This window comes from Lentilactobacillus parafarraginis DSM 18390 = JCM 14109 (assembly GCF_001435895.1).
Classification (GTDB): Bacteria; Bacillota; Bacilli; order Lactobacillales; family Lactobacillaceae; genus Lentilactobacillus; species Lentilactobacillus parafarraginis.
The window spans coordinates 1-13,502 of sequence record NZ_AZFZ01000023.1; the positions used below are offsets into that span (position 1 = coordinate 1).

Consider the following 13,502-nt stretch of genomic DNA (forward strand, 5'->3'; position numbering starts at 1 on the left):
TATTTACTTTAACTTTGGGGGTACACCTCAATTCCAGTCGTTTTTTCTATGAAGTGATTTAAATTACTTCTTTGAAGAACTTGCAAGGTAATCAGACAAGACGTTTTGAAGATCCTTATCCTGAATTGAAACGTTACCCTTCTTCAATACCTTAGCAACAACGGAGTGTAAGGTATCACTATCAGACAATCGCTTGTTAACGATTTGTGTCTTTAATTCGCTTTCATGGTCTTTGTAAGTGCCCTTTGCTGGGTGGTTAACCATTTGGATAACCTGGTAACCATACTGTGTCTTAACAGGGGTCTTGGTGTATTCACCATTCTTCAGCTGGAAGGCAGCTTTACGGAAGTTGGCATCCAATGACGTGTTAGTGTTATCAAATGGTGAGATCCGGCCACCCTTGTTTTTAGTTGCGGTATCAGTTGAGTACTTCTTAGCTAAGCTTGAGAAGCTCTTACCAGCTTTAAGTTGTTTGATAACCGTTTCAGCAGTTGATTTCTTCGAAACCAAAATCTGGTTTACAGTTACCTTTGGCTGGTACGACTTGAACTGATTCTTCAACTGGGCATCAGTAAACTTGGTGTTGGCACGAACGGCTTGCTGCAATAAGAGATTTGAACGAATCGAATCTTTTAATTGAGAAACAGTCATTCCGTTTTGCTGAAGGACAGCGTTAAATGACGAGCCGTATTGCTTCTTGTACTTCTTAAGTTCGTTATTAACTTGAGAATCCTTAACTTTTTTCCCATATTGCTTTTCCAATACTTTGTTAAGAATCATTTGCTGTAAGACTGCTTTACCACTTGACGTACCCTTCAAGCTGCTGTAATAAGCACTTTCCGTAATTTTACCGCCATCGGTCGTAGCAACTGATTTACTACCACACGCTGCAAGTGTAAAACTCATCAGTACTCCGGCTAAAACGATTAGCCATTTTTTCATACAAAAACACATCCATTTCTACAATAGTATTCGTCTGCGAAGCAAACGTTCCGTACAATAATAACATATTCTCGGGTTTATAAAGGAACTCGTGGTCAATTTAAACAAAATTTCATAAAATAGTGATTATGATTTTTTCATTTTATCGGTATATTTATTGATCTCGTCAATCCTTGGTTGGATTTGAAATCTCGCCTCATCAATGTCACGCTGAAGGTCACTAATGGCCTCTTGGAGTTCAGGCAATTGGGCCTTTAATTCCGCCATTGCGGTACTAAAAGCTTTTTGAGCCGTTTTTAAATCCCCATAAGCCTGCTTCTTGACGAGAAAATAATGACGAACCCGTTGGACGAATTCTGCCGGGGTTTCCTTATGGTAATAAAGATGGGCGCCAAAAAGAAAGGCGCCGACGCCGGCGACTTTAAAGAATGTTTTCATGATTAATCTCCCATGTGGTCAACGATTGAATTCTGAATCTGCTTGAGATCTTCGGCGGTGTACTTATTGGAATTATCCTTGAAAGTCATCGAGAAGTCATCATGGGTTGTGTAACGGGGAACTAGGTGAAAGTGGGAGTGAAATACCGACTGGTAGGCGACCTGACCATTGTTATTCAAGATGTTCATTCCCTTTATGTCAGGGTTAGATGCCTTAACGGCCCGGGCAATCTTTGGAATCCGTGAAAAGACTTCGGCAGCCAGTTGTGGGTCATACTCAAAAATATTGGCAATATGTTTCTTGGGAATGACCAGGGTGTGGCCGGGCGTTCCCTGAGAAATATCTAAGAATGCTTTGACCACGTCGTCCTCATAAACGGTGTAACTGGGAATTTCATTTCGCACGATTTTACAAAAAATACAATCTTTCAAATGCGTTACCTTCTTTCTGTTTATACTAACAATTATTATAACATCAATGTCTCAGGGAACTCATTCAAAGTCTGGTTTAGTATGTTATAATCAATTCTGTATCTATTTTTGAAGCATATTGAAACGATCAACTAATAATAAGAATTGTGGAGTGAAATAATGGCCTTACAAGTGTCAAATTTGGTCGGTGGCTATTCTCAAGTCCCCGTTTTAAAAGATGTTTCGTTTGATGTTAAGGACGGTGAATTGGTCGGTTTAATCGGCCTTAATGGTGCCGGAAAGTCCACGACCATCAACCATATCATTGGTCTACTAACGCCTTTTAAAGGATCGATTAAGATTAACGACGTCACGATTAATGACGATGTTCAGCAGTATAAAAAACAAATTGCGTATATTCCGGAACAGCCAATTGTTTACAAGGAACTTACCTTGAAGGAACACTTGGAGTTGACGATGTTGGCTTATGACTTGGATCAAAAAACTGCCTGGCAGCGGGCCGACAAATTGTTGAAGCTGTTTCGGCTTGATAATAAGCTCGACTGGTTTCCGGATAATTTTTCCAAAGGAATGCGGCAAAAGGTCATGATCGTTTGCGCGTTCTTAACTGACGCCAAGCTGTTTATTATTGATGAGCCCTTTCTGGGACTAGATCCCTTGGCTGTCAATGACCTATTGAATCTGATTTCCGAACGAAAAAAAGCCGGTGCCAGCATTTTAATGTCGACTCACGTTTTGGACACCGCTCAGCGGTACTGTGACCGGTTTGTCCTCCTTCATGATGGGCAGGTTCGCACAGAGGGCACCATCGAGGAACTGCGGCAATTATTCCCCGATGCCGGCGAGTCCTTAAATGATATTTACCTCACCCTTGCAAGGGAAGGCGACGCATCATGACAAACTTATTCAAGAAGCGTCTTGGCGCGCATTTAACCGAACTGCTCAAGTATTTACGGTTTGTCTTTAACGACTACTTTGTCCTGGCCCTGGTCTTCATGATTGGCGGGCTGGGCTACTACTATTCCAATGCACTCAAGCAGCTTAAAACGGGTCTCTGGTGGGCGCCGCTTGTCATTATCGCTGTGTATTTAATGGGCCTTCAATGTGGTCGTTTGGCAACGATGCTTCAAGATCCGGACTACGTTTTTTTACTGCCGCGAGAGGCGGAAATGATTGGTTATCTCAGACGGGCTTTTAATTATAGTGCGCTGTTGGCATGCTTGATTCAATTGTTAATTTGGGTCGTATTGATGCCATTTGTTCAGGTAACTGCCGGCGCATCGGTTCCCGAATTATTCGGGCTATTGGCAACCATTCTGTTTTTGAAAGTCACATGGTTAAATGCCGACTTTGCCCGGAAATACCATCTCAATCACCAGTGGCTGGGCAATCGGCTGCTGTTTAGATTGGTAGTGCCGGTGATTGTGCTGGCGCTCGGTGTTTACGTTAATGTCTATGTCGGCGCCGGTTTAGCAGCCGTGGTTATGATCATTGGATTGGTGAGTCGAAGAAGTTGGGCTAGTCGGTCACTGGACTGGCAGACCGCAATCGCTGATGAAAATAGTCGAATGCATTCAATTTACCAATTTTTTAATCTGTTTACGGACGTCCCATCATTAAATGGGGCAATCAAGCGCCGGCGATACTTTGACGGCCTGTTGCGATTGATTCGGTTGCTGCCTAAGAATACCTATCTTTATCTCTACGCCCACGGGATTGTCCGCGACAGTGAGATGAGCGGGTTGTTTATGCGATTGACGGTCATCGGCACGCTGTTTTTAATCTTCATTAAGGGCGAGGCGCTGCCGATTATCCTGTGTCTTTTATTCATCTATCTGATCGGTTTTCAAATGATTCCGTTTTATTTTCATTATGAAGATAACGCGTTTGTTCATATTTATCCGATCACAACCGACCATCAGCTTCAGAATTTCCAACGGGTTTTGCTCACGATGATGAGTATCGTTGCGTTGATCTTTGCGATCGTTGTCATTATCGTGAACATCACCAATCCGGTCACCGTGATTGGGGTGGTCGTTTGTGAAGCCGTTGAAATTGGTTACTTTGTTTATATGTATGTTCCTAGAAGAATTCGTAAGAGTGAATTCAGTCGTTAAAATTATGAGGTGAATTTTTTGCGCGTACGAAACAAGCCGTGGGCCGATGGGTATATTAAAGCTCACGCCGACTACATTGTGATTGATCCCCAGAACTGGCTGGGAAAGTGGCAAAGCCGGTTTGAAAAAAGCCAACCTCTCGACGTTGAGGTTGGCACTGGAAAGGGCCAGTTCATTATTGAAATGGCCAAGGCCCATCCAGACATTAACTTTATTGGCGTTGAACTCCAAAAATCCGTCATTGCAACCGCATTGCGGAAATTCATGACCGCACCACTCCCCAATCTCCAATTTGTTCTGACAGACGGGGCTAATCTGGACGAATTCTTTCATCCAGACGAAGTTAATAAAATTTTTCTCAATTTTTCTGATCCATGGCCCAAGAAGCGCCATGCTAAGCGCCGCTTGACGTCGCCAGGATTTTTGAAGACTTACCAAACGGTACTGGATCCGGCTGGGACGATTGAATTTAAAACCGACAATCGGGGGCTTTTCGAGTATACGCTGGTCACCATGAACCATTATCCGATGACCTTTGACTATGTGTCGCTGGATTTGCATCATTCGCCAGAAAATGAAACCAATATTCAAACCGAGTATGAGGAAAAGTTCAGTCCCAACGGGCCAATTTACAAGCTGGTCGCTCATTTTAATGCGTAAGCGCGCTGATTGCTGATCGTACCGGATTGGCGATCGGCCCAGTATTCGTTTACCAAGACTTGGCCATCGGCATTTCGATAGTTAAGACCGAAATGATATTGACCATCTGAATCAGCAACTTGCCAGCTGCCAAGATATGTACCGTTACCTGAAAGTTTTCGCTGGTCGCTTATTATTTGGCTTAAGGACCTTTCCGCGGTTTGATTTTTCTGGTAATCTTTATGGAGATCGGCAATTGTTTTCATACTGAGCAGGAGGCCAATTGCTGTTAAACTATAACGCATTATTTTGTTTGTCATTTTCTTCACCCTTTTGTTTGAGACTAATTATAGTTTAATATAAGGATGGTTAATGAGCAAAGATTGCCGGTAAATGAGAAATTTGCGCTATAATTTACTTACTAAAAAGAAGTGGGAAAGGATGAACGATTTATGAAAGATTTACCAAAGACCGACCTTGCAACTCTTAAAAAAGATATCTCAGCTGGCAAATATATGCTGTTTTTTACCGCGGATTGGTGCCCAGACTGCCGGTTTATTAAACCAGCAATGCCTGAAATTGAAAAAACGTATTCCGATTACCAATTTTTAAAGGTTGATCGGGACGAAAATATCGATTTGGCAGGCGAAATGAATATCATGGGGATCCCAAGCTTCGTTGCCTATGACAACGGTCAAGAAATTGGTCGGTTCTCAAACGCTGATCGAAAAACAAAGCAGGAAGTTGAAAGCTTCATCGATTCACTACAAAAATAAGATAATTAGATTTGGAAGGATAAAGTGATGTTAATAGCAAGTTATAACCCTAAAAATACCGGTGATACCATGGTTGTCATTATGAGCCAAGATGTTGCCGACCAAGAAGTCGCGATCCATGATCATGTTGCCCGCATTTTTAATCCGGCGGACGACACAACACTGGGGTACAACTTTTTACAGGCAAGCGTTATTCTTCCCGACGTTGTAAAAGTAAATGGCCGGGTCCACTTGAGTGCTGATGATGTGGCCAAGCTGAACGCCTACTTGCAAACCCATGAGTTTCCTGGCGACATTCAGCTTGATAATGAGCCAAGATTCGTGGTTGGTTATGTAAAATCAATGACGGATCATCCCCGTTCAGATCACCTGAAGATTACCCAAACTGAGATTGATGGGGGCAGGGAACTTCAAATCGTCAGCGGATCGCCGAATATGCGGGCTGACATCAAGGTTGTTGTTGCAAAAGTTGGCGCTATGATGCCGGATGGAATGATTATTTGGCCGGGGGAATTGCGCGGAACCGAAAGCGACGGAATGATTTGCTCAGGCAGAGAACTTAAATTGCCAAATGCCCCTCAAGTTCCGGGTGCGCTCATTTTACCGGATGATTTCCAAGAGGTCGGCGAACCGTTTGACTTCGATAAAGCCCAGCATTTATTCAGTTAAAAACTATATTAAAAGGTGAGTAATCGTGAAGTATTATGACGGACCCGCCTTTTTTCGTCGCCGTGATTTAATTCAATCACGGACACCTAAAAAGGTTAAAAACGAACAGGAAAAAGTGCCGCGAAGACCCACAAAGCCGCGGGATTTAAGCACGTCGTCAACTAAATTTACTGATAGTCGGGTTACCGATGATAACACCCCGGCATTTTTGAAGGAAATTCGCAATTTCGTACCGCACACCCATGATGTCAACACGAACCGGCGAAAACAAAAACGCCAGATTGAGACGAATTACGTTAAAAGCCAGAAGCAACGGCGGACGAGTCGTTACGCGCGGATCATTGATGCTCTTAGGATCTCTGATGACGATTTGATCGTCCTAGCTCCCAACCAGGATGACGGGGCAAGTGATTCTAAAGAAATTCAAGCAACCGCTTTAAACTCTCAAACGGCGCGACCAAAAGTACCCGATGACGCCCATGAACCGTCATTAACGGATCAACGAGATCTTCAACCGCGATCGATCAGGCAGGAAGTTCCCAACCTGGGTAGCAATTCCCATTCTGCTAATGATCATGACGATGCCCCGTCAGATCATCAACGTTCTGAAAAGGTCGAATCAACAGATTGGTCAACGAAGACTGAAAGTAAATCGCATGACTTTTCAACACCCCCAGCAGTCACGTCAAATGACTCAACGCCAGCATCTTCAGCTGCTAACCACGCTCACAAAGGATTGGGGCAGTCTTTGAATGCAATTGTTAAGAATGAAAAAGCGGTTGCACCAGATATTGCCTTGTTTTCAAAAGCACCCAATTCAGCCACTGATGCTGAGAAGCCGAGATCGCCGCGGGTTCCAACGGTTCAACCGTCGCGTTCGTTAACGACAAGAACTTTCAATAATCAGACCAGCAAAATGAATCAGATCGGTTCGGCTAGCCAACCGGTTCCGGCCCGGACGAATGACGCCCAAAAGCATTTGGCTACGACGGTTTCCGATGAGAATGCTGCTGGCTATCATTTTCCGTCCCCCACACTTTTGAGTCAGCCGCAAACGGTTGATGAAGATGCCTTGGATGACTGGATTGAAGGCCAAATTGACACCTTGGATAAAACGCTGGCCGCCTTTAAAGTTGATGCCCAGGTGGTCGACTGGACAAACGGGCCAACGGTTACCCAGTTTCAGGTAAAGCTTGCACTTGGCGTGAAGGTCAGCCGGATTACCAATTTAACCGATGATTTGAAGTTGGCGTTGGCTGCAAAGGATATTCGAATCGAAGCTCCAATTCCTGGAAAATCCACCGTCGGGATCGAAATTCCGAATCCCCATCCGCGACCGGTCCTACTTTCGGAAATTATTTCGGCGCCAAACTTCAAGCAGAATCGGTCGCCTTTAACCACGGCGATGGGGGTTGATTTATCCGGGAATCCGCGGATTGCGGACGTTCGGAAAATGCCCCACGGTTTGATCGCCGGGGCAACTGGTTCGGGAAAAAGTGTGTTCATTAACAGTCTGCTGGTGTCGCTGCTTTATAAGGCGACCCCCGCTGAATTGAAGCTGCTGTTAATTGATCCAAAGGCCGTTGAGTTGGCACCGTATGATGGGATTCCGCATCTTTTGTCACCAGTTATTTCTGATCCAAAGTCTGCATCAGCTGCCCTGCATTGGGTAACTGAAGAAATGGATGAGCGCTACGAAAAATTATCGGCTGCTGGTGTAAAAAATATTGAACAATTCAATCAAAAGGCCAACCAGTCTGGTGAATACGGGTTAAAGATGCCGTATATTCTGGTGATTATCGATGAATTAGCTGATTTGATGATGGTTGCATCCAGTGAAGTTGAGGATTACATAGTCCGAATTACCCAGAAAGCCAGGGCGGCCGGCATTCACTTAATTGTCGCAACCCAGCGTCCAAGTGTCGATATTGTGACCGGTACCATCAAAAATAATATTCCTTCACGGATTGCGTTCATGGTTTCCAGTCAAATTGATTCCAGAACGATTCTTGATAGTGCCGGGGCTGAACGGCTCCTTGGTCGTGGTGACATGCTCTACCTTGGTAATGGCGCTAATCAGCCAGTTCGCCTTCAGGGAGCGTTTGTCACCAATCAAGAGCTTGAAAAGGTCATCGACTTTGTTCGTGAGCAGGGGCATCCCAAATATTTGTTTACCCCGGATTCACTGAAAAAAGCGGCTGATGATCACGAGTCTCAGGACCGATTAGTGCCCCAGGTGATGAAATTTATTGCTCAAGAAGACATAATTTCTACTTCAAAGCTACAACGGGTATTTTCAATCGGGTATAATAGAGCTGCAAACATTATTGACAGTTTGCAGGATCGAAATTTGATTTCCGAACAACGGGGGTCTAAACCGCGGACGGTCTACTATCATTCCGGCGATGATTCCGGCGACGAATCAGAGGACGCCAAAGAGTGAAAATCTAAAATTGATTGGATAGGTAGGATGTAATATGAACTCAGAAACGGTATATCATTTTGTAGGTATTAAGGGAACAGGTATGAGTGCAATGGCGTTAATTCTTCATGACCGGGGTGAAAAGGTTCAAGGGTCCGACATTGAGCAGTATACATTTACTCAACGAGGATTGGAGAAGGCAGGCATCAAGATTCTGCCATTTGATCCCGCCAACATTCATGAAGGCTTGACGGTGATTGCCGGTAATTCGTTTACCGATGATCATCCAGAAATTAAGAAGGCCCGTGAAATGGGCTTGACGGTGTACCGTTATCATGAATTTCTCGGAAAAATGATTAAGGGCAAGACTAGCATTGGGGTTTCAGGGGCTCATGGTAAAACCAGCACGACCGGTCTTTTGTCACATGTTTTGTCAGGGATTGCCCCGACTGATTTTCTAATTGGTGACGGCAGTGGCCAGGGGGTTCCAAACGCCCGGTTCTTTGTTTATGAAGCCGATGAGTACCGGCGGCATTTTTTGGCAACTGAACCCGATTATGCGATTATGACCAACATTGATTTTGATCATCCAGATTACTATAAGAGCATTGACGATGTGCAGGATGCCTTTCAGACGTTTGCCAACCAGACCAAGAAAGGAATCTTTGCTTGGGGGGATGACAAGCGGTTACGTCAATTGAAGGCCAAGGTGCCAATTTATTATTATGGTCTTAAGGATACCGACGATTTTCAAGCGTTCGATGTCAAGCGGACCACCAAGGGTTCAAGCTTTCACGTTAAGTTTAAGGGCCAGGATCTTGGTGAATTTTCGGTGCCGTTGTTTGGGGAGCATAACATCTTTAATTCGTTGGCTGTTATTGCCGTTGCTTACTCGGAAGATGTGGATCTTGATGAGATTCGCAAGGAGTTGAAAACCTTTGATGGTGTCAAACGCCGGTTCTCCGAGCGTAAAATTTCCGGGATGACGATTATTGATGATTACGCTCATCATCCAACCGAAATTAAGGCAACCATTGATGCTGCCCGTCAGGAATATCCAAACAAGAAAATTGCCGTGGTTTTTCAGCCCCATACGTTCAGTCGAACAATTGCGTTAATGGATGACTTTGCGAAAAGTTTGAATCTGGCTGATGAAGTGTTCTTAACGTCAATTTATAGTTCGCCGCGAGAAAGTTCTGGTAAGGTATCCAGTGAAGATCTTTCCAAGAAGATCACCAAGGGTGGGCGCATCCTATCTGCCGACAATATGTCGCCACTGCTCGATTATGATAATGACGTGATCATTTTCATGGGTGCCGGTGACATTCAAAAGTATGAAAAAACGTATGAAGATTTACTGAGTCATTTAAGCAAAAATAATAATTAAGAATTTATAGCGAAAGCCATTAATCGAGATATTTTGCTTGATTAATGGCTTTTGTTTGATAAGATTATCTAGTAAGAGATGGATAAATTCCGCAAGCTATTTGGGAAAATGACCTCGGATAGTGTTTCGAAAGAAGGAGCGAAATTAATGAACAATTATTCAAATGAACAGAGTGAACGGCGGATTGTTAATAACGCCGCAGGCTTGAACGCTTTTCTAACCAAGATGTACGGTTGGATGAGCCTCGCAGTTTTGGTTTCGGCTGCAACTGCCTTTCTGACGTACTCAACGGTTTCACGACAAACCTTAGCCGGCGGTGGCATGTGGATCGCTTTAATCGTGTGGTTTATTCTCCCGTTTGTTGTATCACTGCAGTCCCTTAAGCGGCCGTCATTAGCATTTGGCGCGTTAATGGTTTATGCAATTTTAAGCGGCTATGTCTTTACCGCAATTGCATACCGTTATACCGGGGCATCGATTGCGGCTGCGTTTGTTTCCGCATCGGCAATCTTTATTACCATGACGGTTTTTGGGTTAGTTACGAGGAAAAATCTTGATAAGATTGGTCGGCAGGCAACCGCTGCCTTGATTGCCCTTATCATTGCGATGGTGATCAATTGGTTCCTGCATAGTTCAATGATTGCGTTTGTCTTTTCAATCATTGCGGTGGTCATCTTCACGCTGTTAACCGCTTATGATACCCAGAAGATGAAAGAAATGTACAATCAGGCTGGAAGTACTGGTCAGGTTTCTGTCAATGGGCTTGCGGTTTTCGGGGCTCTTCAGCTTTATCTGGACTTCGTTAACCTGTTCTTACAGTTACTTCAAATTTTTGGAATGAGTGATGATCGTTAATCACCATGTTGGTTAGAAGCCGGGGAAAAGTTCCCCGGTTTTTTCGTGTTAATCATGGCTAAATTAGCGGTTGTTCATGGTGAATTTTCCGGTGTCAAGGCCTTATTATTGCGCCTTTCGAGTGGTAAAATTAGCATAAGCGTTTATTTTGCGAGGAGAATTTAATGACTAAAAAATTATTATTAATCGATGGAAACAGCATTGCGTTTAAAGCCTTTTATGCGTTGTATAATTCGCTGGAACGGTTCACTAACAGTTCTGGGTTGCATACCTCGGCTATTTTTGGGTTTAACCGGATGCTTGACAAAGTGTTGGCAGCCGAAAATCCGACTGATGTGTTGGTTGCATTTGACGCGGGAAAAACCACATTCCGAACAAAGATGTTCTCTGATTATAAAGGGAATCGGGCCAAGACGCCAACGGAACTATCTGAGCAGTTTCCATTTATTCGGGAATTGGTTAAGGCTCGCGGAATCAAGTCATATGAGCTTGCAGACTACGAAGCTGACGACATTATCGGCACCTTAGCCAGGGAAGCCGAAAATAAGGGCGATTATCAGGTCGTGATTGTGACGGGGGATCGGGATCTCACCCAGTTGACCTCTGATAAGACCACCGTTCAGGTTTCCAAAAAAGGGGTCACCGAATTAGAAACTTATACCCCTGAACATGTGAAGGAAAAGTTGGGAGTCACGCCTTCTCAGATTATCGATATCAAGGGCTTAATGGGCGATAATTCTGATAACTACCCGGGAGTTGAAAAGGTTGGCGAAAAGACGGCCATGAAGTTAATTGGCCAGTTTGGTTCAATTGAAAATATTTACCAACAGATCGATGACGTTTCCGGCAAAAAGTTAAAGGAACATCTTTTGGCTGACAAAGATAAAGCTGAGCGGGGCAAGACATTGGCCACGATTAAGCGTGATGCGCCGATCACCATATCCCTTAACGATTTATCGTATCAGGGTGACGATTTGGATGCCCTAACTGATTTTTATGAACGGATGGGATTTAAGTCATTTTTGGCCAATCTCGGTGTTGAATCGACCCAGGCGGACAAAATTGAATCCATTTCATATCAAACACTGACTGCCAAAAACGCCGCTGACTTGAACCAATTTAAGGACGAAGTCACCTTTTATCTGGAAATGAGTGACGAAAATTATCACACCGCTGATCTTTGCGGCTTTGTTTTGGGACGGAATGACAAGTGGTATGTGACAAATAATATCGACCTGTTAAATTCTGAGCCAGTAAAGTCGCTGTTAACCAGTGACGTGATTAAGAAGAACGTTTTTGATGCCAAACGGACCTATGTTGGTTTGAATCGGGTTGGCATCACCTTAGCCAATGTTGATTTCGATATGCTGCTGGTTTCTTATTTGCTTAACACAACTAATAACAGTAACGATGTTGGTACCGTTGCTAAACTTCACGGCTTTAGCAATATTAAAACCGATGAAGAAGTCTATGGTAAGGGCGCCAAGCGATCAATTGATCCCAAATCACCGGTATTTCTCGACCATATCGTTCACAAGGCAAAAGCCATTGATGCTCTTCATGATGAGATGTTTAAGCAACTTGACGATCACAATCAAACCGATTTGTACCGGAATATTGAAATCAAAATTGCCTTTGTCCTGGCAAAGATGGAAATTGCCGGCATTAAGGTAAACCCAGAAACCCTTGAACAGATGGGGAGTAAGTTTAAAGAACGCTTGGCAGAAATTGAGCAAACTATTTTCAATGAGGCCGGTGAAAAATTTAACATCGGGTCACCGAAACAGTTGGGCCAAATTTTATTTAAAAAGATGAAGTTACCGGTTCTCAAGAAAACAAAAACGGGATATTCAACATCGGTGGACGTTCTTGAAAAGTTGGCACCTGATGCCCCAATCGTTCAAAACGTCTTGAATTATCGCCAAATTTCTAAGCTGCAATCGACCTATATTGATGGCTTATTGAAAGTCATTCATAAAGATGACTCCAAGGTTCATACCAGATATTTACAAACCCTGACCCAGACCGGCCGGCTGTCGTCGGTTGATCCGAACTTGCAAAATATTCCGGTTCGATCTGAAGAGGGTCGCCTGATTCGGCAAGCATTTGTGCCCTCGCATGATGACTGGCTGATTTGGTCATCCGACTATTCGCAAATCGAATTGCGGGTGCTGGCTTCCATCACTGGCGATGCCAATATGCAGGAAGCCTTCCGGGAAGGCGAAGATATTCACGCAACAACTGCCCGGAGAATATTTGGATTGTCATCGAATACAGAAGTTACCGGCGATTTGAGACGGCAGGCCAAGGCGGTTAACTTTGGAATTGTGTATGGGATTAGTGATTACGGACTGGCCAATAACACCGGAATTTCCCGAAAGCAGGCCCATCAGTTTATCACCCGGTACTTTGAAGAGTATCCCGGCGTGAAAAAATACATGGACGATATCGTGAAATTCGCCAAGGACAACGGTTACGTTGAAACAATTGCCCATCGGCGGCGTTACTTACCGGATATTCATTCCCGCAACTTCAACTTACGGTCGTTTGCTGAACGGACTGCCATGAACACCCCAATTCAGGGTAGTGCTGCTGATATTATTAAAATTGCCATGATCAATATGGATCAAGCATTGGCGGGATTTAAAACCCGGATGCTTTTACAAGTTCACGATGAATTGATCTTTGAAGTTCCCAGTGATGAACTTGAAACTGTCAAAAATTTGATTCCAAAAGTTATGGATTCAGCGATTAAGCTGCATGTCCCGTTAAAAGTTGAAAGCCACTATGGCAAAACGTGGTACGATGCCAAATAATTTTAAATAT

The 13,502-nt window shown here is 43.9% G+C and carries 13 protein-coding genes; 9 read left to right on the plus strand and 4 right to left on the minus strand.

Translation table 11 applies throughout. The annotated features are described in order from the left end of the window. Positions 1-63 precede the first annotated feature (63 nt). The 3 genes from FD47_RS06825 to FD47_RS06835 form a co-directional block, all read right to left on the minus strand. Positions 64-942 (minus strand): peptidylprolyl isomerase PrsA, encoded by an 879-nt coding sequence (locus tag FD47_RS06825; protein ID WP_054734176.1) that lies wholly within the window; start codon positions 940-942, stop codon positions 64-66. A gap of 126 nt (positions 943-1,068) precedes the next feature. Then, positions 1,069-1,380, minus strand: coding sequence for a hypothetical protein (locus tag FD47_RS06830; RefSeq protein ID WP_054734179.1), 312 nt, complete (start codon positions 1,378-1,380; stop codon positions 1,069-1,071). A gap of 2 nt (positions 1,381-1,382) precedes the next feature. Continuing rightward, positions 1,383-1,811, minus strand: a complete 429-nt coding sequence (locus tag FD47_RS06835; RefSeq protein ID WP_054734181.1) for an HIT family protein — start codon at positions 1,809-1,811, stop codon at positions 1,383-1,385. Between the two features lie 159 nt (positions 1,812-1,970). On the opposite strand from FD47_RS06835, the gene FD47_RS06840 reads away from it, so the two are divergent. From FD47_RS06840 to trmB, 3 genes are read left to right on the plus strand one after another with little or no spacing between them, the layout of a single operon-like run. Next, positions 1,971-2,708 carry an ABC transporter ATP-binding protein gene (locus FD47_RS06840; RefSeq protein ID WP_056980329.1) on the plus strand — a complete coding sequence of 246 codons (738 nt, stop codon included), beginning with the start codon at positions 1,971-1,973 and terminating at the stop codon, positions 2,706-2,708. After that, the gene (locus FD47_RS06845; protein WP_054734186.1) at positions 2,705-3,928 is read left to right on the plus strand and encodes an ABC transporter permease; all 1,224 of its coding nucleotides are present in this window, start codon (positions 2,705-2,707) and stop codon (positions 3,926-3,928) included. The genes FD47_RS06840 and FD47_RS06845 overlap by 4 nt, the downstream gene beginning before the upstream one ends. An 18-nt stretch (positions 3,929-3,946) precedes the next feature. Then, positions 3,947-4,588 (plus strand): tRNA (guanosine(46)-N7)-methyltransferase TrmB, encoded by a 642-nt coding sequence (gene trmB / locus FD47_RS06850; RefSeq protein ID WP_054734188.1) that lies wholly within the window; start codon positions 3,947-3,949, stop codon positions 4,586-4,588. On the opposite strand, the gene FD47_RS06855 is transcribed toward trmB, so the two are convergent. Next, entirely contained in the window at positions 4,573-4,887 is a 315-nt protein-coding gene (locus FD47_RS06855; protein WP_054734192.1) for a hypothetical protein, read from the minus strand. The genes trmB and FD47_RS06855 overlap by 16 nt on opposite strands. Positions 4,888-5,019: 132 nt before the next feature. On the opposite strand from FD47_RS06855, the gene FD47_RS06860 reads away from it, so the two are divergent. From FD47_RS06860 to polA, 6 genes are all read left to right on the plus strand, one after another. After that, a complete protein-coding gene (locus tag FD47_RS06860) occupies positions 5,020-5,343 on the plus strand; it encodes a thioredoxin family protein (protein ID WP_008210332.1) in 324 nt (107 codons plus the stop codon). Between the two features lie 27 nt (positions 5,344-5,370). Beyond that, positions 5,371-6,012: a YtpR family tRNA-binding protein gene (ytpR, locus tag FD47_RS06865; protein WP_054734196.1), complete on the plus strand. Its 642-nt coding sequence runs from the start codon at positions 5,371-5,373 to the stop codon at positions 6,010-6,012. Positions 6,013-6,037: 25 nt separating this feature from the next. Then, positions 6,038-8,455 (plus strand): DNA translocase FtsK, encoded by a 2,418-nt coding sequence (locus FD47_RS06870; RefSeq protein ID WP_056980331.1) that lies wholly within the window; start codon positions 6,038-6,040, stop codon positions 8,453-8,455. A 34-nt stretch (positions 8,456-8,489) separates the two neighbouring features. Continuing rightward, positions 8,490-9,821, plus strand: coding sequence for a UDP-N-acetylmuramate--L-alanine ligase (gene murC / locus FD47_RS06875; RefSeq protein ID WP_008210327.1), 1,332 nt, complete (start codon positions 8,490-8,492; stop codon positions 9,819-9,821). 147 nt (positions 9,822-9,968) lie between these two features. Further along, a complete protein-coding gene (locus FD47_RS06880; RefSeq protein ID WP_056980332.1) occupies positions 9,969-10,676 on the plus strand; it encodes a Bax inhibitor-1/YccA family protein in 708 nt (235 codons plus the stop codon). Between the two features lie 164 nt (positions 10,677-10,840). Further along, the gene (gene polA, locus FD47_RS06885) at positions 10,841-13,492 is read left to right on the plus strand and encodes a DNA polymerase I (protein WP_056980334.1); all 2,652 of its coding nucleotides are present in this window, start codon (positions 10,841-10,843) and stop codon (positions 13,490-13,492) included. Positions 13,493-13,502: the final 10 nt, after the last annotated feature.